This window comes from Funiculus sociatus GB2-C1, from assembly GCF_039962115.1.
Lineage (GTDB): Bacteria > Cyanobacteriota > Cyanobacteriia > Cyanobacteriales > FACHB-T130 > Funiculus > Funiculus sociatus.
This window is the reverse complement of record NZ_JAMPKJ010000014.1, coordinates 1-19,690: the sequence shown is the minus strand read 5'-3', so window position 1 is coordinate 19,690 and position 19,690 is coordinate 1. Positions and strand designations below refer to the sequence as shown.

General features: G+C 46.3%; 18 protein-coding genes and 2 pseudogenes. 10 read left to right on the top strand and 10 right to left on the bottom strand.

The window, feature by feature from the left end; genetic code table 11:
* Positions 1 to 142: 142 nt before the first annotated feature.
* Entirely contained in the window at positions 143 to 511 is a 369-nt protein-coding gene (locus tag NDI42_RS09295) for an STAS domain-containing protein (protein ID WP_190411700.1), read from the top strand.
* A gap of 108 nt (positions 512 to 619) precedes the next feature.
* Here the strand turns inward: NDI42_RS09295 and NDI42_RS09290 are convergent, their stop codons facing one another.
* A complete protein-coding gene (locus NDI42_RS09290; RefSeq protein ID WP_190454583.1) occupies positions 620 to 1,231 on the bottom strand; it encodes a chromophore lyase CpcT/CpeT in 612 nt (203 codons plus the stop codon).
* Positions 1,232 to 1,408: 177 nt separating this feature from the next.
* On the opposite strand from NDI42_RS09290, the gene psb29 reads away from it, so the two are divergent.
* Together psb29 and NDI42_RS09280 are read left to right on the top strand one after the other, a co-directional pair.
* Positions 1,409 to 2,113 (top strand): photosystem II biogenesis protein Psp29, encoded by a 705-nt coding sequence (gene psb29, locus NDI42_RS09285; RefSeq protein ID WP_190454580.1) that lies wholly within the window; start codon positions 1,409 to 1,411, stop codon positions 2,111 to 2,113.
* A gap of 181 nt (positions 2,114 to 2,294) precedes the next feature.
* Positions 2,295 to 2,432 (top strand): hypothetical protein, encoded by a 138-nt coding sequence (locus NDI42_RS09280; RefSeq protein WP_190454577.1) that lies wholly within the window; start codon positions 2,295 to 2,297, stop codon positions 2,430 to 2,432.
* A gap of 7 nt (positions 2,433 to 2,439) precedes the next feature.
* On the opposite strand, the gene trxA is transcribed toward NDI42_RS09280, so the two are convergent.
* Positions 2,440 to 2,757 (bottom strand): thioredoxin, encoded by a 318-nt coding sequence (trxA, locus tag NDI42_RS09275; RefSeq protein ID WP_190454574.1) that lies wholly within the window; start codon positions 2,755 to 2,757, stop codon positions 2,440 to 2,442.
* Between the two features lie 148 nt (positions 2,758 to 2,905).
* Between trxA and fabG the strand changes: the two genes are divergently transcribed.
* Both fabG and NDI42_RS09265 read left to right on the top strand, forming a co-directional pair.
* Positions 2,906 to 3,673: a 3-oxoacyl-[acyl-carrier-protein] reductase gene (fabG, locus tag NDI42_RS09270; protein WP_313931007.1), complete on the top strand. Its 768-nt coding sequence runs from the start codon at positions 2,906 to 2,908 to the stop codon at positions 3,671 to 3,673.
* Between the two features lie 104 nt (positions 3,674 to 3,777).
* Entirely contained in the window at positions 3,778 to 4,077 is a 300-nt protein-coding gene (locus NDI42_RS09265; RefSeq protein WP_190454572.1) for a protealysin inhibitor emfourin, read from the top strand.
* Positions 4,078 to 4,111: 34 nt separating this feature from the next.
* Here the strand turns inward: NDI42_RS09265 and NDI42_RS09260 are convergent, their stop codons facing one another.
* Positions 4,112 to 5,176, bottom strand: coding sequence for a M4 family metallopeptidase (locus NDI42_RS09260; RefSeq protein WP_190454568.1), 1,065 nt, complete (start codon positions 5,174 to 5,176; stop codon positions 4,112 to 4,114).
* A 241-nt stretch (positions 5,177 to 5,417) separates the two neighbouring features.
* On the opposite strand from NDI42_RS09260, the gene groL reads away from it, so the two are divergent.
* The 5 genes from groL (at position 5,418) to NDI42_RS09235 (ending at position 12,850) form a co-directional block, all read left to right on the top strand.
* The gene (groL, locus tag NDI42_RS09255) at positions 5,418 to 7,100 is read left to right on the top strand and encodes a chaperonin GroEL (protein ID WP_190444889.1); all 1,683 of its coding nucleotides are present in this window, start codon (positions 5,418 to 5,420) and stop codon (positions 7,098 to 7,100) included.
* A gap of 631 nt (positions 7,101 to 7,731) precedes the next feature.
* The gene (locus tag NDI42_RS09250) at positions 7,732 to 9,297 is read left to right on the top strand and encodes a tetratricopeptide repeat protein (protein ID WP_190454565.1); all 1,566 of its coding nucleotides are present in this window, start codon (positions 7,732 to 7,734) and stop codon (positions 9,295 to 9,297) included.
* A gap of 198 nt (positions 9,298 to 9,495) precedes the next feature.
* Positions 9,496 to 10,782, top strand: coding sequence for a lysophospholipid acyltransferase family protein (locus tag NDI42_RS09245; protein ID WP_190454562.1), 1,287 nt, complete (start codon positions 9,496 to 9,498; stop codon positions 10,780 to 10,782).
* A gap of 103 nt (positions 10,783 to 10,885) precedes the next feature.
* The gene (gene corA, locus NDI42_RS09240; RefSeq protein ID WP_190454559.1) at positions 10,886 to 12,049 is read left to right on the top strand and encodes a magnesium/cobalt transporter CorA; all 1,164 of its coding nucleotides are present in this window, start codon (positions 10,886 to 10,888) and stop codon (positions 12,047 to 12,049) included.
* A gap of 108 nt (positions 12,050 to 12,157) precedes the next feature.
* Positions 12,158 to 12,850 (top strand): hypothetical protein, encoded by a 693-nt coding sequence (locus NDI42_RS09235; protein ID WP_190454556.1) that lies wholly within the window; start codon positions 12,158 to 12,160, stop codon positions 12,848 to 12,850.
* 255 nt (positions 12,851 to 13,105) lie between these two features.
* Here the strand turns inward: NDI42_RS09235 and NDI42_RS09230 are convergent, their stop codons facing one another.
* The 7 genes and pseudogenes from NDI42_RS09230 to NDI42_RS09200 form a co-directional block, all read right to left on the bottom strand.
* Positions 13,106 to 13,858, bottom strand: a complete 753-nt coding sequence (locus NDI42_RS09230; protein ID WP_190454553.1) for a J domain-containing protein — start codon at positions 13,856 to 13,858, stop codon at positions 13,106 to 13,108.
* Positions 13,859 to 13,998: 140 nt separating this feature from the next.
* Positions 13,999 to 14,961: a cysteine synthase A gene (gene cysK / locus NDI42_RS09225; protein ID WP_190454550.1), complete on the bottom strand. Its 963-nt coding sequence runs from the start codon at positions 14,959 to 14,961 to the stop codon at positions 13,999 to 14,001.
* 238 nt (positions 14,962 to 15,199) lie between these two features.
* A pseudogene (locus tag NDI42_RS28895) lies at positions 15,200 to 15,650 on the bottom strand (IS200/IS605 family transposase).
* Between the two features lie 112 nt (positions 15,651 to 15,762).
* Positions 15,763 to 16,200 (bottom strand): RrF2 family transcriptional regulator, encoded by a 438-nt coding sequence (locus NDI42_RS09215; protein ID WP_190419580.1) that lies wholly within the window; start codon positions 16,198 to 16,200, stop codon positions 15,763 to 15,765.
* Positions 16,201 to 16,502: 302 nt separating this feature from the next.
* Positions 16,503 to 18,599 (bottom strand): iron uptake porin, encoded by a 2,097-nt coding sequence (locus NDI42_RS09210; RefSeq protein ID WP_190454547.1) that lies wholly within the window; start codon positions 18,597 to 18,599, stop codon positions 16,503 to 16,505.
* A gap of 381 nt (positions 18,600 to 18,980) precedes the next feature.
* Positions 18,981 to 19,109, bottom strand: coding sequence for a hypothetical protein (locus tag NDI42_RS09205; RefSeq protein ID WP_348231395.1), 129 nt, complete (start codon positions 19,107 to 19,109; stop codon positions 18,981 to 18,983).
* Between the two features lie 467 nt (positions 19,110 to 19,576).
* A pseudogene (locus NDI42_RS09200) lies at positions 19,577 to 19,690 on the bottom strand (photosystem II protein D2); the annotation flags it as partial.

The window sequence follows — 19,690 nt, the reverse complement described above, 5'->3', positions numbered from 1 at the left end:
ATCATACAAAATAGGCTTTTGCTACCTGTTATATATGAGTTAGAGTTAGACTACTGAAAGTTCAATTCATGCGAGCGATCGCACTATAATGCAGCTCCTCTGTAGGTATTAAAGATGGAGCTTCCGGAGCAAGGAGGTCTTGGTGATTCACATCGATCAGAGAACACATACGACTCAAGACGGAACTACAGTCATCGTCTTGGCACCCACTGGACGCCTAGATATTACAACCGCATGGCAGTTTCGCCTGAAGTTGCAGGAATGTATTTCTAAACTCAGTCGCCACGTCGTTGTTAATCTCGGTCAGGTTAATTTTATCGACAGCTCTGGACTAACGTCGCTGGTGGCAGGGATGCGGGATGCTGATAAAGTCAAAGGTAGTTTCCGCATTTGTAACGTTCATCCAGAAGCCAAGCTGGTGTTTGAAGTCACCATGATGGATTCGGTTTTTGAAATTTTTGAAACTGAAGAAGAGGCTCTTGAAGGAGTACCTCGCAGCATGGTCAGCTGAGGCAGTTATTAGCTACTTTAAGAGTTGGAAAGTTGAAAACTTGAAACGTGGGAACGTTTTGAGGATTTTCAAACTTTCAGATTTTTAAACGCCTACTGACAAGGGACTTCAGCTCGGTAGCTCAGTAGAAAAATCTTGCCGCTTGCTGAAAATGTAGGGGCCAAGGAGCGCCCCCCAGATGGCTTTGCCTGTTTGGGGGTCTATCCCCTTGTCAAAGCTTCTAAATTCCTCCTGAGTTGCCTCAAATCCCAGAGCAACTTGGTAAGTTTGCCCTAGATAGGTAAAGCAGCACCGGGTATCAGGTGCAGGTACAGCGGAAAATTTATAACTATTTTGGGCTAAGTGTTGCTGAGTGACAGTTAGGGTACAGCCTGGTAAAAAATCCATTTGCTCCGGTGTAAGTGTCTTCAGCAACGATGGATTCTGTCCAGCACCCCGGATGCGATCTGGATCTTTGAGCATATAATATTGCACCAAACACCCTTCTGAGGTGTCGCTTTGGCGCAGGCGCAGAATCCGGGGACGATAGGGTTGATCCAGTTTAAGGATGTTGGCTTGCTCTGCAAATAGGGTGAGGCTGTCATCTGTAAATAAGTGTACTGGTCGCAGCCAAAGGCGTAGGTGTACATACCACGCAGGATCTTTTATCGCTTGTTCTCGGTTATCAAATTCCCCAGCCAGGTAGCTAGCGAGGAGAGTTAGTTCGGGGGAGAAGGTCATAATAAAATGGCTAATGACTAATGACTAATGACTAATAGCTAATGACAATAAACAATTAGCCATTAGTCATCCCAGCGATCCCGCATTTTAGCTTGCCCAGTGGATCTGTAAAACATGAGCTTGGCAAACGTGTCCTTAAAGGAGACAATAGGGTTAAGTTTCCCTTAAAAATTCCCGGTGAATAACGTCCGCACTGTATCAGACACTAAAAGAACTTTTTATAGTCTCCACACCCGCCCCATAAACTCCATCTATCGGCGGGTTGTGGAAGAGTTGATGGTGGAAATGCACTTGCTTTCAGTCAATGTGGACTTTCGCTATGACCCCATATATGGACTGGGGGTGGTAACGTCCTTTAACCGCTTCATGCAAGGCTATCGACCAGAAAGGGATAAAGAACCCATTTTTGATGCCTTGTGTCAGGCAGTAGGGGACAAGACGGAACAGTACAAGCAAGATGCCCAGCGGCTGGAGGAATTAGCTAAGCGGCTTCCAGGTAAAGAAATAGTTGCTTGGTTAAACCCAACGGCGGATACTAGGGGTGCTTCAGAGTTACACGATGCAGCTGTAAAGGCGATCGCTAACCATACTCAATTTAAGTACAGCCGTTTGTTTGGGATTGGTCTATATACGCTGCTGGAATTAGCAGACCCAGATCTGGTTAAAGACGAAAAACAGCGAATTGAGGCACTTAGGCACATTTGTCTCGGCTTGAGCCTCCCAGAAGACAAATTGCTCAAAGATTTGGAGTTCTACCGCAGCAATCTGGAAAAAATGGCCCAGATACGTCTGGTCATGGAAGATGCCCTCGTAGCGGAACGAAAAAAACGGGAACGTTCCGCAGAAAAAGGCGTTGTGGCGGCTCCTCCAAATAGTCCTTAAGGCTCAATTCGAGGCGGAAGTCTCGAAAAGTCTCCTTACCAGGCTCTTGCCTGGTAAAAAGGATTGATAGGCTCTAACCTCCCTGATTGTAGGGGAACTCAATTTTTACTTTTTAGAGCCATATTTCTAACATCAGACAAATTTAACCTTCTACCCACCAAAGGGTAGGAGGTTAAGTTTTGTGTTTAATTCAAATGAGAACCGTTATGGTTTCCTCCAAAAATCCCAAATCTCCGAATTTTTGCGATCGCAAATTGCCAAACTCAGAAAATGGCGATCGCGCTATAGGGTATGCGGCTTCAGATTCGGCCGTTTGTGATGTAGTCTTAAACGAAAGGGGCTAAGCGTTGAATCAGCTGTTCGGCAGGCAGCACACCCTCAATGCGATCCACTTGCTGACCATTTTTAAAGAGTACCAGCGTCGGCAGGGCGTGAACCTGATAGTTAGTAGCCAAATCTGGATAGTTATCCGTATCAACTTTTACAACTTGCACGCGATCGCTCATGCGGGCGTTCACCTGATCCAAAATCGAAGCCATCATCTGACATGGACCGCACCAGGTAGCATAAAAATCTACTAATATCAGCTTTTGGGAACTAGACAGTAATTCTTGGAAACTGCTGAACTGCTTTTTGGTCGCCATATTACAAAATCAGTTTTCTACTCTTTCTCGATTATCGTAATCTTTAAAAAGATTAATTCGGTCATTCCGAAGTACGAATCAACATAAGATAATTAGCGCGGTTGCACAATCGCGATCGTGTAAGCCGACGCAGCAAGAGGAATTATTGATGGAAGCATTACTAAACTACCAGCAACGATTGCAGGGAAAGGTTGCCATCGTCACAGGCGCTTCACGAGGAATTGGTCGAGCGATCGCCCTCGCATTAGCATCTGAGGGAGCCGACGTAGTTGTTAATTATGCCAGTTCTAGTAGCGCAGCCGAAAAAGTGGTGGAGGAAATTACAGCCAAGGGGGTAGGGAGTGCGATCGCAGTAGCTGCCGATGTCTCCAAAGCTGACCAAGTAGACACCCTCCTCAACACGGTAATGGAGAAGTGGAACCGCGTCGATGTGCTGGTGAACAATGCTGGCATTACCCGCGACACTCTGCTACTACGGATGAAGCCGGAGGATTGGCAAGCAGTGATAGACCTCAACCTAACTGGTGTCTTTTTGTGTACGCGAGTCGTTAGTAAAGTGATGCTCAAGCAACGCTCTGGGCGCATTATTAATATTGCCTCAGTTGCAGGTCAGATGGGCAACCCTGGTCAGGCAAACTACAGCGCCGCTAAAGCTGGTGTAATTGGCTTTACCAAAACGGTTGCTAAAGAGTTAGCCAGTCGCGGCATTACGGTAAATGCCGTTGCACCCGGCTTTATCTCCACCGATATGACCAGCAATCTCAAGTCAGAGGAAATCTTGAAATTCATTCCTCTAGGGCGCTACGGTGAGGCAGAGGAAGTCGCTGGTTTGGTACGTTTCCTAGCCGCCGACGCTGCTGCTGGGTATATTACTGGTCAAACGCTTAATGTAGATGGCGGGATGGTGATGGCATAGAACCGTATCTCCGGTAGAGACGTTGTATACGTCTCTACATTCTGCCCGCATAATTCTATAAGCTCAAAGCAAAATGGAATTATTGTTACTAGGTAGAAGAAAGTATGCGAATTTCTTTTGAACGGACTGGCGGTTTTGCCGGGATGCGCCTGTCAAAAGTCATTGACACTGATAGTCTGCCTACTAACGAGGCAAATCAGCTGCGCCTACTGGTTGACGCATCTAATTTTTTTAACTTACCTGCGAAGATAACTTCTACTAATTCCCAGTACGATCGCTTTGTGTATCAGCTAACAGTGGAAGAAGATAGTAACCACCATACTGTCAGCTTTAGCGAACAAGCAGCACCGGGAACCTTAAGACCGCTTTTAGAATGGCTAATGGCAGCTGCACGACAAAAGTAAAAGTAAAAAATAACTTTTACTTTTACTTTTGGTTTTAGATTACTCCTACTTCCTTCCAGCCTGTTTTGACTGCATTCTGCTCTTTAGAACCTTCGCCGTAGAGTTCGCCAGCGACTTTGATGAGGGTCTTCGCAGCGCGTTTGAAATTTGCTCTAGAACGCAGGCGATCGCATAAAGCAATGTACCAAATTTTACCTGCTTTCTCCCAAGCGTAGCCGCCAATTTCCATTGCTGCTAAGTAAAACGCGCGATTGGGAATACCTGAGTTGATGTGTACACCCCCGTTATCGTCCGTACCCTTGTATAAATCTTTCACATGACCAGGTTGGGGATCTTTGCCTAGCACTGGATCGTCGTATGCTGTTCCTGGTGACTTCATCGAGCGAATACCCGCACCTTTGACATTGGCTGTAAACAGTCCTTCCCCAATTATCCAGTCAGCTTCCTCTGCTGTTTGATTGAGAATCTTCTGTTTCACCAGCGAACCAAAGACATCCGAAAAAGACTCATTCAATGCCCCGGACTCGCCGTAATAAATTAGACCAGCTTCATACTGAGTCACGCCGTGAGTTAGCTCATGGGCGATCACATCAATCGCTTTGGTAAAGCGCTCAAATAGCTCCCCATCCCCATCACCGTAGACCATTTGGTTGCCGTCCCAAAAGGCATTATCATAATTCGTGCCGAAATGCACCGTGGAGTCCAAACGCAGACCGCGATCGTCGATGGAATTTCGTTCAAATAACTCACAAAACAAATCGTAGGTCGCACCAGCGCCATCGTATGCTTCTGTCACCGCTGGATCGTCGGTTGGGGGATCACCCTCGCCGCGCACTATGGTTCCCGGTAGTTCATTACCATTTTTGGCATCAAAGATGGTGCGGCACTTCTCGCCTGCTGGCGTTGCTCCTACTGGGATTTTGCTCAATACGTCCCGCTGTCCGCGAATCCGTTCCGACACCAATAAGGTTTGAAATGCCCAAGCACGCTGCTCAGGGTTGCCATTTTGGGAAACCTCCTGGAGCATATGCGGCGGGACAATACAACAAATTGGGCAGATATGCTGAACTTGAGCTGATTTTTTCTTTTTTGAATTCATAAAGTTCCCTCCTTGTCAACTAGGTGACGACAGAAATTGGCTTTACCGTTATGCGATCAGATCCGCTTCGGGTAAGTTAAAATCGCCAAATTTGTCACAACAAGTAACAAAAAGTATTCTGGGTCGCCGTTTAGATCCATCGTATGTAGGTTAGTTGCACTGGGGATGAGGGGTGATCCGCATTAGCACTCTTTGCCACTGAGTGCTAAATTGGAATGCGGAAGCGCTTTTAATACCAAAAATGGCAAAGATCATTGCATTTAATGAAGAATCACGGCGGGCGCTAGAGCGGGGCGTGAATGCCCTGGCCGATGCCGTTAAAATTACGCTGGGACCAAAAGGGCGGAATGTTCTTCTGGAGAAGAAGTTTGGCGCTCCCCAGATTGTTAATGATGGCATTACCGTCGCCAAGGAAATTGAATTAGAAGACCCGTTGGAAAATACGGGCGCTCGACTGATTCAGGAAGTAGCATCAAAGACTAAAGACATCGCTGGTGATGGCACGACTACAGCAACTGTGTTGGCACAAGCGATGATCAAAGAAGGCTTGAAGAACGTAGCAGCTGGGGCGAACCCAGTTAGCTTGCGGCGGGGAATTGAGAAAACGATCGCCCATCTTGTAGAGGAAATTGCAGCGCTAGCGAAGCCAGTAGAAGGCAGCGCGATCGCGCAAGTTGCTACAGTCTCGGCTGGTAACGATGAAGAAGTCGGTGCCATGATCGCTAAAGCGATGGAGAAAGTCACCAAAGACGGCGTAATAACCGTTGAAGAATCTAAATCGATCAGCACGGAACTCGATGTCGTCGAAGGGATGCAGATCGATCGCGGCTACGTTTCTCCCTACTTCATCACCGATACCGAACGGATGGTGGTGGAATATGAAAACGCCCGCATCCTGATCGCCGATAAGAAAATCAACTCGATCCAAGATTTAATTCCCGTCTTGGAAAAAGTTGCGCGGAACGGTGAACCCTTACTGATTATTGCCGAAGACATCGAAGGGGAAGCACTAGCGACTTTGGTGGTAAACAAAATGCGGGGTGTACTAAATGTGTGCGCCATCAAGTCGCCCGGATTTGGCGAGCGCCGCAAAGCTATGCTGCAAGATATCGCCGTTCTGACTGGCGGTCAAATGATTTCCGAAGAAGTAGGTTTAAGCCTAGATACAGTCTCCCTGGAAATGTTGGGAACTGCTCGGAAAATCACCCTTGATAAAGAAAGCACCATCATCGTTTCTGGGGAAAAAACCGCAGACGTGGAAAAGCGGATTGTCCAAATTCGCAAGCAGCTAGAGGAAACTGATTCAGACTACGATAGAGAAAAGCTGCAAGAGCGGATTGCTAAGCTTGCTGGTGGTGTCGCCGTCATCAAAGTGGGTGCGGCTACCGAAACCGAACTCAAAGACCGCAAGCTGCGAATTGAAGATGCTCTCAACGCTACCAAAGCTGCTGTAGAAGAAGGCATAGTTCCAGGCGGTGGTACAACGCTGATTCATCTGAGCAAGAAAATCGCCGAGATTAAAAATAGTCTGGACGATGAAGAAAAAGTTGGTGCTGACATTGTAGGCAAATCTCTAGAGGCACCCCTGCGTCAGATGGCTGATAATGCTGGTGTCGAAGGTTCTGTGATCGTCGAGAAGGTGCGCGAGACTGATTTCAACATCGGTTACAACGCCGCTACTGACACCTTTGAAGACTTGATTGCGGCGGGGATTATTGACCCCGCGAAAGTTGTGCGTTCAGCATTGCAGAATGCTGGTTCAATTGCTGGCATGGTGTTGACCACTGAAGCCCTGGTAGTCGAGAAGCCGGAGAAGAAAGGTGCTGCTGCTCCCGACATGGGTGGCATGGGCGGCATGGGCGGCATGGGCGGCATGGGTGGCATGGGCGGCATGGGCGGCATGGGCGGCATGGGCATGATGTAGCCCGAACGACTGTTGGCGGAGCCTGCGCGTTAGCGCTTAGTCGCGGCTAGACAAAACTTAGCCCGCCTGCGCGGGCTTAATATAAACGCGGTTTGTCTTTGGGGACAGGCTGCTTTTTTTTGGCGCGATCGCTCTTTATAAGAAATTTTGCAGGGGCGGGGAAACCTTGCCCCTACTGCTTTTTTGGCGCGATCGCGTATTGCGGAAGTCTAATAAATTGTTACAGTATTGGAAAATTACATTAAACTCCTTGCATTCATTTAGCTGTGAACTAAAGTTCCAGGTTTATAGCTAAAGTCATCGTCATGATTCCTGGGTAAATGTTTCAACCCGTTAAAACGATTTTAAGTTTTAAGCCGGAAATTTATTTCAAAAACATGAATGCAATAAGTCTATTAAATCGCAGCCAAAGATATTATTCCGAACCAGGGGAAGCTTCTGGAAGCATTTACCCCTTCAGAATTCAGCAGGCGAGGCTTTTGAAAGTTTTACTGGAACTAATGCCTAATGCCGCGTTCATGTGTTTTGGGAGGCCCATTTGCGTAAGATGGCACCAAATCCCATTGTTGGGCGCTCCTAAACTTTAGCTTTCCTAAAAGACGGACTATTTCAAACCGGAGGTAAACCAAAAGTGAAGCTCAAAATCCTGGTGACAGCAGCACTGCTAACCTTAATCTTGCCTGTGAATGCGGCGACCGCGCCAGAAAGTGATGTTTCTAAACTTGGGATATTAACTAGGATAGCTGGCGAATACGCAGCAATAGGACAAAGCGATAAAGCGGAGGAACTCTTAGCCCAAGCTCTTCCTCTGGTTCAAGCCATTTCTAATGACTGCGACAAATCGGAGCCGATAGCAGCAATTGCTGGTCAGTATGCAAAAGCAGGACAGCAGGCTAAAGCCAAAGAGTTACTAGACCAAGCAATTCGGGTTGCCAATGCAGCAAAAAACTGTCTTAGTCACAACGATGTTGTGGAAAACTTAGCAGACATCCAAAATCGGTATGTACAGGAAGGACAATATGACCTCGCGCTTCAAACCGTCAGAGGATTAGACAATGAGAATGAGGTATTTAAGATATATGGGCTTTCGTTAATTGCCCACCACTTTGCCGATACCGGACAAGTTGATAAGAGTTCTGCACTTTTAACCGAAATCGTGAAAGTTGCTCAATCTCTCAAGGATGCTCACGCTCAAGCCTTTGCTTTAGCTCGCAGCGCTGTCGAATATGCGAAAGCAGGACAAAACGCCCAAGCCATTGAGTTACTGAATCAGGCAATGAAAGTTGCACCAACTATCAATAATACCAACGAGGGTAAAAGTAACGTACTGGTTGGGATTGCTCGTGGTTACGCACAAGTGGGACAAACTGATCAAGCAATCAAAGCTCTCGATCAAGCCTTGCCCGTTGCGAAAACTATGTCTAACCCGGATTTCAAATTCCATGCTTTGGGTGAGATTGCGGTGCAGTATGCAGCAGTTAACGAGAAGGCGAAAGCGACTGAAATTTTTGGACAACTTCAGTCAATGCTGCAAACCGGAGAACCTGCTTTTAAATCCATATCGTTATCTAGCCTGGCTCATTTTTACGCAAATTCAGGGCAATATGAGCAAGCTCTGCGAATTGCACAAACTATCAAAGATGTCCAAGAGAAAGCTGGAGCGCTGTCTAGAATCGCTGGACACTATGCCCGGAAGGGACAATTTGAGTCGGCACTGCAAGTCGCCCAAACAATAAGTGATGCTAACCACAAAGCTGGGGCTTTGAGTGAAATCGTTCGCAGTTATGCCGAAGCTGGACAACTTGACCAGGCTTTAAAAGTCGCCCAAACTATTGAGCGTAAGTTTGACAAAACCATGATTCTATCTGAGATTGCGGTTAATTACGCCGAGGCAGGGCAACCTGACCGGGCTATTCAGATTGCCCAAACTATTAAGGATATTATGTCTAGCACTAATATCTCTAATGAGGAAAAGGACATAGACTGGATGTTGCCTGTAATTGTCAGCAGTTATGCAAAAGGGGGACAATTTGACAAAGCCCTTAAGGTTGCTCAAAACATTCAGGGCAAGCCTTACAAAGTTAATGCACTGAGTGATATTGCTAGTCAATATGCAGCAAGGCAGCAAAAGGATAAAGCTGCTGCCCTTCTCGCTGAGGCGCTTCAAATCATCCAGCCAATATCGCCCAGACAGTAGTCACAAATCTTTCGTGACCAGGCGGAAGTTTGGTCACGAGGATACACAGGGTGTTTTGCGATCGCTCTTGATGAAATCGAACTATATCTAAGTTTGCCCAGTGTGTACTGATCGAGAAACTGGCCTAAACAGAAAGCCAAGCGGTTGACGCCACCTAAACTGAATAATATTGCATCGGTTAGGAACCCTTGGCAGATTATGTCTACTCCTAAACAGAAAATAGCTGAGTTCTACCCGCCTCGACTCAACCGGATTTTTGTCCGCCTCTTGCAGACTATTGCGCCTCCATTAGTACGCTGGCGCTTTCAGTTGGATGTGGAGATTAGCCAAGATTGCTTGGAGAAGCTGGAAAACTTGCGAGATCAAAGGCTGCTTCTATTACCCAATCACTCTAACTTCGACGATCCGGCGTCGATGTTTCTGCTATCAGCAACGCTAGGTGAAGCCTTCAACTACTTAGCTGCTTTTGAGGGGTTCAAAGGGCTGCAAGGTTGCTTTCTTCAGCAAGCTGGGGTCTATTCTATCCGGCGTGGGGTTGCGGATCGCGCCAGTATTGCCCAAACCCTGGAACTGCTTAGCCAACCGAAATGCCATCTGGTAATCTTTCCAGAGGGGGGCTGGTCGTTGCAGAATGACACGGTGATGCCTTTCCGGGTAGGAGCAGTGCAAATTGCTCTACAAGCGATCGCTAAGTTGGTTAAGCGTGGCTCAACTCCGCCCGACTTCTACGTTGTACCCATAAGTATCAAATATCGTTACACCCAGGACATGAATCCGGCGATTGACGCTATCCTGAACCGACTGGAGCAAGCCCTACAGGTAAAAAAAGCATCTAGCTTATACGAGCGGCTGCGCGTTGTGGCAGAGCAAGTCTTGGTAAACTGCGAACAGGAATATGGTATTTACACTCCCGAAAATGCTCAAGAGCCTTGGAATCAGCGTATTTCCAACCTTAAAGCTTTCGTCCTCCACTCCTGCGAAGAAAAACTCGCGATCTCATCCTCTCCCAACGAACTGAACCGGGAGCGTGTCTATAAAATTGAGTACGTCCTACAGTCTAAGGCTGAAACTTTAGAAGCCGATGATTTCTGGAATGCCTCGTCCATCCAAAAAGCCGCGAAGCGCCTTTTAAACTTCGATGCCATCTATGATGGTTATGTAGCTGCTGCCCCGACTCCAGAACGCTTTCTGGACACCCTCACGCGGCTGGAAAGGGAGGTGTTCGACATTGACCAACCGCCGCCCAAAGGTCATAAAATAGCAGCAATCTGGATCGGCGACCCAGTAAATCTTAAAGAATACTTTCAGGATTATCAACAGGATCGGTCTGGGACTGTAAATTTCTTAGTGGAAAAAGTCCAGCAGGCTGTACAGAGTAATCTTGACCGTTTAATGCCGTTTTCCCCATTCATCGCCACCCAGCTTCCCAACAAAGACGATCCAGGAGGGCAAGCTTTGAGTTCAAATATGGCATCAAAAAAGTAAATTAGTCTGAATAATATGCTTTTTACTTGATTAATTTTATCAGAATTTGAGTAAACTTAGATGAAATAGTGCAAATAAAATCCTCAATTTGAGATAAATCTGCATGACACAAAAACGCCCCCAACTACGTAACTTCGCGACACAGCCGAATCAAGATGATGAGGAGGATTTGTTTGAATACTTTTACGACAAACCCGGTGCTTTACCGGGGACAATCGTTATTGATAAAAATGCGCCACTGCCCAAAATTATCTTAATTGACTACAACGAGACTAACCGGACTTGCCTAGCATTACAGTCCCCAGAAGAGTGTGCTGAATATTTGGATACCGCGTCGGTTTCTTGGGTGGATGTTCTAGGATTAGGCAGTGAAGAAATTTTACAACAGTTGGGGAAGGTTTTTGATTTACATCCGCTTGTTTTAGAAGACGTGGTAAATGTGCCGCAGCGTCCCAAAGTGGAGGACTATGAAGACCATGTGGTAATTATTGCCCGGATGGTGATGCCCAAGGAAAGTGGGAATAGCTTCTATAGCGAACAAGTTAGTTTAGTATTGGGAAAACATTATTTGCTCACTGTGCAGGAAGAACCGCAGCGTGATTGCTTTACGCCAGTGCGCGATCGCATTCGTCACAATAAGGGTACTATTCGCAAGCGCGGTGCCGATTATTTAACTTACGCACTGTTGGATGCCATTATCGATGGATTTTTCCCTGTTCTGGAAGATTATGGTGAGAGAATTGAAGACTTAGAGGAAGAAGTTATCGCCAATCCCACACGCAAGACTTTAGACAAAATTTATCAAATTAGACGCGAATTATTGGCACTGCGGCGCGCTATTTGGCCTCAGCGTGATGCCATTAATACTCTAATTCGAGATGGCAATAGTCTGGTTAGCGAGGAAGTGCGAATTTACTTGCGAGACTGTTACGATCATGCGGTTCAGGTGATGGATATGGTGGAAACTTACCGAGAACTATCCTCTGGTTTAATGGATGTTTATATGTCTTCGGTTGGTAACAGAATGAATGAAGTTATGAAGCTTTTAACTGTAATTTCTAGTATTTTCATTCCCCTAACTTTTGTTGCCGGAATATATGGAATGAACTTCAATACAGAAAAATCTCCCTGGAATATGCCAGAACTAGACTGGTATTTCGGCTATCCGCTTTGTTTGGCGTTGATGATAGCGATCGCTTCTGGTTTAATCTACTTTTTCTGGCGGCGCGGCTGGTTCCAGAACTTCTCCACCATTAAGGATGAATAATCGCATCTTTTACGAAATGTTTAAAGGAGAGTTTTGAGTCCGGAATTAATAAATTTCAGCTCCTAACCTCCTCAGTCTTAACTCTTACTATTACACCAATTACTAATCTTGGACGATCGCAATTTACTACTTGTAACAGTTTATATCATCTGCGTTACTTATGTCTTGTACCGGATGGTAAAGTCTTTAAATATAACTCAAGTTACAATTCAGTTGAATCAAGAATTACTGAATACACAATTGGAAGAACAAAACCTAAAAGATATCCTTGAAATTCAATTTAAACTTAAAAAGCGATATTTACTAGAAGATTTGAAAGAGCTGTCAATCAGCATCAAAAATAAATCTCAGCAAGATTTTATAGAAATAGATTGGGATCGCAGTACGCTAACGGATTTTCAAGGGCAATCGCGGCGAGTAATTCGCATAACACCCACTATGCAACTCGACCTATCTGAGCGTCAAGTTTTTCGGGTTATTGCTGCTGGAAATATCCTCACAGAAAAGCTGACTGTAGAAGATGTCCTCAAAGGTGACGCAACAAACCCCACCTTGAAAATTAGTGCGCCTTTGTTTGACCTATCAAAGCTCCGAAAAGGCAAAGATACTCAAAAAAAGCTGTACAGCGACTTTATGACCAGAAACCGGACGCTGCAATTTTCTCTGAAGCTGGTGCTGAGGGTAGCTAATACTACCATTGAGGTAGGTAGACTTGTTAATCACATTTTATCTTGCGAATTCATAGTTAGCAAAGTTCCTTGGACAGAGTCTCTAAGTTGGAAACCCAAAGATGACGATTAAAAAGAAAAAAATAATATTATGTTCCAATAGAATTCCCTTAAAAATAGTGGTTTTATTTGGGTTTTTAACTCTACATAAATCCTAAATATGTTGTGGCGAGGCGATTCTTATTGAAGGAAATTTTACAATTTGTTTAGAACTGCTATCGTCGGTGGGGAATAGATAATACGCTGAGCCACCCATTACCAATTCCCAACCATACGCATAACATAAGTATTCAAGCGGACATGAGATGACCAATTCTTCAATTTTTATCTACCCAATGTCCTTGACAGCATATTGAGCTTCGCAGTGCAAACCAGTAGCAATTCTAAAAAGTTCTTGACCAGTGTGTAGGTAGCCATCATCGTAGTTGAGCGTAAACAACTCTAACTCCTCAATGCCATCCGCCACTTGATTAAGACAGTAGTAGAGGTGAACAGCTGCCCCCGCAACGTTGGCAGGATTGGGTAGAGAACGAAAAACCAGCTGAGCTTGTTTGAGGTAGTTGCGACAGTCTTGCAGGTAAGCCTGAAATGCTTCCATTAATTCATCATCAAAAGGATCGGCTGAAAGTTGATCTAGTTGCTCTGCTAGAGGATTGAGAATGCGACACAGCAGGCGGTTGACTGGCACATAGACTTGGCTTAGCCATTGCTGTAGTTGCTCGTCAGCGTCTTGGAAATGCCGATACCCGTAGGATCGTTTCTGGGCGTTATTTGCTGGGGGTTGTCGATACGAAGTCCTTTGGTAGGTCGTCTGGTAGCGACTTTGCTGCTGGTGTTGTTTAGCAACATATTGCTCTTGCCTAGAGCGTTGCTGCAACTGCTGGTCGTAAGATCGCCTTTGGTGCGGGTCGCCCAGTACCTCATAAGCGGCATTAATCCGGACAATCTGCTCATGATTAGCTGTTTCGCAATGGCTATCTGGATGAAACAGCTTTACTAGACGCCTATAGGCTTGCTTGATTTCTGCCCCTGTGGCACTGGGGCTAACGTCGAGGGTGTCGTAGTAATTAGAATCTGTCATGGAAATAGTACAGTTACTAATGGCTAATGGCTAATAGCTAATTGGTAATTGGCTAGATTCTTTCTGATTACCCACCACTGTTTGTTCTTAGCTATTAGCCACTAGCAATTAGTATTTGACCGCTAATCGCTACTTTAGCGTTAACTCACCACAGCTGGCACACGCGGTTCTGGATCTTGGAATAGGGGTGTACTTAAGTAGCGTTCTCCAAAGCTAGGCTGAACCACAACAATCAGTCGTCCTTCATTTTCGGGACGTTGGGCGACGCGAATGGCAGCAGCTAGGGCTGCACCTGTGGAGATGCCGGAAAGCAGACCTTCTTCACGGGCGAGACGACGACCGTAGGCGATCGCATCGTCATCTGTCACAGTAATCACCTCATCGATCATTTTCACGTTGAGGACTTGGGGAATAAACCCAGCACCGATCCCCTGAATTTTATGAGGGCCAGGGCGACCGCCAGACAAAACTGGGCTGTTGATCGGTTCGACTGCGATCGCTTTAAAACTCGGCTTGCGTGCCTTTATCACTTCCGCCACACCTGTCAGCGTCCCGCCAGTGCCAATTCCAGCTACCAGGATATCCACCTGCCCCTCTGTATCTTCCCAAATTTCCTCGGCTGTGGTTTCCCGGTGAATCTGGACGTTGGCTGGGTTGCTAAACTGCTGCAACATATACGCATTGGGTGTATTGTCTACAATATCCTGCGCTCTCCTGATACAGCCGCTCATCCCTTCAATGCCCGGAGTCAGTTCCAATTGCGCCCCATAAGCCCGCAACATCGCCCGTCGTTCTGTACTCATAGTGTCTGGCATTGTCAAAATCAGCTGGTAGCCCTTCGCCGCTGATGCCATCGCCAGAGCAATGCCAGTATTTCCGGAAGTCGGTTCTACCAAGATTGTTTTGCCTGGATGGATCAGACCCTGCTGTTCTGCCACATTAATCATGCTCGCCCCAATGCGGTCTTTCACCGAGGCAGCGGGGTTCATTCCCTCCAATTTCACCACAATCCGAGCCAAACAGCCTTCTGATTGGGGGATACGATTCAGCTGAACTAAAGGAGTCCGACCGACTAATTCTGTAATGTTTTGTGCAATCCGCATAGGTTTAAGTAGTTGTTTTTTGTCAGTGGTAAGCCGTGATCTTGTAAGGATACAGCAATGCCAAATAATCTAGTCCGTTTTAAAGGACTTTAGCTATTAGCGTGCAAATTCATTTGCAGGTGGTTGATGAATCCACTTCACTTTGCCGCCATCCCGCCTGAAAATTAACCAGACTAATAGTGCTCCGTTAAAACGGACTACTTCAACAATTCGATTAATTATGATCAAATTCATTTGTTCACCTTTTACTTGCTTCTTTTTTTACCGAGTCATCCTCTTGTTCACTGTCTCGTTTCAAAGACACGATAGTAGTTTTGGGTAAATAATATACTTTTTTGTTTCTAACGTAGGCTATAGCTTTATCGAGTTGTTGACTACCCAGCGAAAACAGTCCATATCCGCATTGCTATCCCAATGATGATCGGGAATTCGGTTGGCTATCATTCATTCAACTGATGACTGCTACTCCCCTTAATGTTTTCAACAAAATCAGCAATTGAAACTGTGGGTGGAATAAAAGCTACCAGATCAATATAATTTTCTATTCCACGAATGGCATGAATAATAGAAACCAGTATGTCACCTTTCCCAAGGACATAACTGTATAAGGATTCTCTTTCACAAGTAATCAGAGGTTGACGAGTTTTTGTCCACCCAACAAGATGATCATAAAGTCGCCACAGAGCCATTAATAGTCTTCCTCTTTTTTGGGAATCGAGTCCATTTTAAGGGACTTTCGCTATTAGCCTGGAACTTGAGCTCCAGGCGGGTAAGTGGGTAAGTGAGTTGGTATTATCGGTATTAGATGTAATACATTATGTCTAACTGTCGCCTGGAATCTCGCTTCTGAGCCAAATCTTGAAGCGTGTATCCTTGCAAAACTGAGTTAGCTTTCTGATGCACTTCTTGCCATATTTCCGTAACTACCGCACTCTCTACCGTTTTGGGATTGGCATGGTTCTCAGTTGGTTTGGGTTCCAATCCTTCTAGACAATTCACAATTTCTAAAAGCGTAATTTTCCAAGGTTCTCGCGCCAGCAAATAACCACCCTTTGCCCCGCGTTGGCTACGCACTAAACCACCACGTCTTAACGTCGCCAGTAGTTGTTCTAAATATCGGTCAGGTATATTTTGGCAAGCCGCAATCTGCCGAATTTGCAGCGGTTCGCTGTTCTGATAGTGACTAGCTAGTTCTAATAGAGCTAGAAGTGCATATTCAGTTTTGCAGGAAAGTTCCACAAGCTTGAGATTGTGTGTGAGGGATCGTTAACTCTATTATACCCCGGTTCTCCACTGGGGTTTGGTGGTTTAATGCCGCTTGCTCGATAAATTGCTATTGATATGATCGCTCTTCTACTCGTTACTAGGCTGAGCCTCAAGTACAGAGTGAGGCTCCACCGGCGCGTAAAGCGCCGCTTCGCTAACGCAGAAGGCATTCTCAGGCTCAGCCAGAGAATGAGAAATAAAAAAAGCCCCGCTGAAGACGGGGCTAAATAATTTGACTTCGAGACGCTTAGGCTTTTTTGGTTGCCTATTATTGCCTAGAAGGTGAATGTAGTTCTCAGGGTACCGATCACAGCGTCATTGTTGTCATCGTTTTGGTTAGGATTGGTCAGCCAGATGACACCAGGAGTAACTGAGATGTTCTCGGTCAGCTGGTACTTGTAGAATCCTTCAAAATGATACGAGCGATCGCTCTTAATGCCTACTGGGCTGCCTTGAACTTCCAGACCTGCAAGGTATGGTTGCACGCCTGCAAAAAGTCCTAGTACGTTCCCACGCTTACCCAAATCCGGGAAAGCAACGCCTAATCCGTAGTACCAAACCTCTCCTCTGGTACTATTCTCAACGGCGCTAATATCAGTCTTACCAACGAAGCCGCTCACGGAGAATCTGTCACTCACTCGCAAAGCACTCGAAAGACCATAGGAGTTAGTTATCAGCGCGGTATCCCTCGCCTGTACTAATGGAAAGCGAGCGCCCGTCCCAAATGCCTCTTGTGGATCGTTAGCCGCACCACTACCTATGATTGGGTTATTACCAATCGAGCGAGGACTTCCGCCAATGTCGAATATTCCATCACCCCGGTTGTGGTAACCGTGGACGTAAGTTGCAGCCAAGCCGACGCGATCATTTAAGGTGAAGTTTAACTGAGCTATAGCCGAGTAGTCACCGTTGAATAGACCCTGTTTATCACTAGGACTATTCGCATTATCTGCTAGATAACCAACAGTTAGTGACGTGGGGCCAAGCAGCGGCGCTCTTCCTACACCAAGTCTGATCCCGGCACCCGCACCACCACCGATGCGATAGATGGGACTTTGTTGTGCAAAGGTTGAGAGTGAACCGTTACCCCCGTCTCCGTCATAGAAGTAAGGATTCAAAACGGGAACGTAGTCGGCATGAATTCCTCCGGTGGCGGCAATGTAAACTTTGGAACCGCCATAGTTGAATTCATACGCCAGCCAGTCTATGCCGACGTCGTTGTTGCCATCGCCATAGCCAAGGTTAAAGGTCTGGGTGCCCTCAAATGTTCGCCCATTCTCGGCTACGTTGAAGGCATTGAGGTTTCCAGCAGCAAGACGGGTGTGCAAGATATCTGAACCCGTAAAGCTGGTTTGGAAGTCTAAGCGCACCCTGTCGCCGAAGACGGTGTTATCGTCAACACCTTCACCGAAGCTGTCCGTAACTGCGAAGATCGCTTCCCCAACCAGTTTGGTTGTGGTGGAGAACTGATTTTCTTCTAGGAATTTGGTGCGGGCTTCCAGGTTGTCTACCCGTGTCCGCAAGGTTGCTAGTTCCGCCCCAAATTCATCGATTAGCCGCTGTAGTGTGGACAAATCTTCTTTGGTGACGAAATCTGCTGTGGATGCAGCAATCAATTTTTCAATTTGCAGCAAACAGGAATTCAAACCAGCAGCAAACTCATAGCGGCTCATAGCGCGGTTGCCGCGATAGGTGCCATCTGGATAACCTGCGATACAACCGTAGCGCTCTACTAGGCTTCTCAGCGCTTCATACGCCCAATCTGTCGGTTGTACGTCCCGCAGCTGGGAAACGTTAGTTACTTGACTCTGAGAGTTATTCCCTTCCCGGCTGTAGCGGTTGATTTGGTCTAAAACGGTGCTGTTATCTACCGTTGACGCTCCAGACGGTGTTTGCGCCAGTCTTGAGTCTGTCGCTGGCATTGCCGGGACAGAAGTGCTAGGCAATGCTTCTAGAGCTTGCTGACTCTCGCTTCTTGCCACCTGGTTTGGTATTTCTACTCCAGATGGTGTTACAGGTACAGAACTCAAAGCTTCGGCTGATTTCGGCGTTTCCACCTTCACGGGTGTCGCGGGGACAGACGCTTCAATGTTAGCCGTCGTCGCTTGGCTGAGGGAAGCTGCCATCTCTTCTGGCAATTTCACATCAGCAGATGTCTGTGAAAACACAGGCAACTGGCTTTCTGCTGCTACTTCCGGCGCAGCTGCCACTGCCACTGGCTGCGATACCTTTACTTTCTCCTCTGTCGTTTGCGACTGAATCGCTTCCATAACCACTGGAGTTTCGGCTGCGATCGCTGCCGATGAAACTACCAAGGCTGCTCCCAAAACGGCTGGGCTTACTAGCAGAGACTTCCACGTTAACTTAGCCATCTTTCCTCTTTTCCTCACACCTTATGCAGAAAGATTGACACCCTTCTTTCATTTTTCATGTAATCGTAGCACAGGTATTAGCCTAACATCATCCCCTTTATGATGAAATGCCTATACCACGCCTAATGTTAGAATTTTACTTCTTTTTTTGCAAGATTTATTCTAACTTTTTAATAGCTTGTTCTAGAGCAAAATCTTTTTCCGTAAAACTATCACCATCATGCGTAGTCTATAGATTTATCCCCTGTGTTTGTGTATGGTCGGGTGCGACGCTCTCTAAAGTCGGGTGCGATGATGTCTCGCCGCTTTCGCTTACTTCCAATAACTTACAAACTGCTTTGCATATGCTGCTAGATGCAGGTTCTAGCTTCTGTAAAATCTTTAATTTTCCCGGTGCATCTTATCTTTTTCCTCTCTTTCGTCAAGCCTAATAGCTGAATGATGCCTTCTGGCATTTCCGCCTTTGTGACCAACTACGCCTTTAAGAGCGCTGAGTGGAAGAGAAGTCAAATTGCTGCCTACCTAATTCCTAGCCCCTTAAAAAACTATCCGCTCTCACGGGAAGTGATTTGGGATTAACCATTACACTTAATGTGAGAGCGGTCTAGTCGGGTCTTCAGTTTAGCACCAGACTGCCGGAAGATTCTCCTAGCCAGCCTAGCTCTTTCGCTGCTCTAATCCCACAAGGGGATTAAAACTGGCTCTTAGAGAACAGCCCCGGCGCACAGCCGGTTGACGCTAACCTGATGACCCATAAATTTACTACTATCACTCATGGGCATCACCTCCTATCTACCTTAGCGGTTGGATGTCTCAAAAGGATTAGGGTGTTTATCGCTTGCGAATTCATCACCCTCATTTAAGATAGCACACACAAAAGCGGATTGTGTGTAGCAAGCGAGAAAAAAAATCCCCTGCTCATCGGCAGGGGATTTAGAAGACAGGGAGAATAGTTCATCCCCCATCTTTCAGCTTTCTTACAGCGCGTTACCGCGAGGCAGAACTTCTTCAGGGAACTCAAAGTTCTCGTGAGGCTGATCTTGAGGAGCCATCCAAGCGCGAATCCCCTCATTCAACAGAATGTTCTTGGT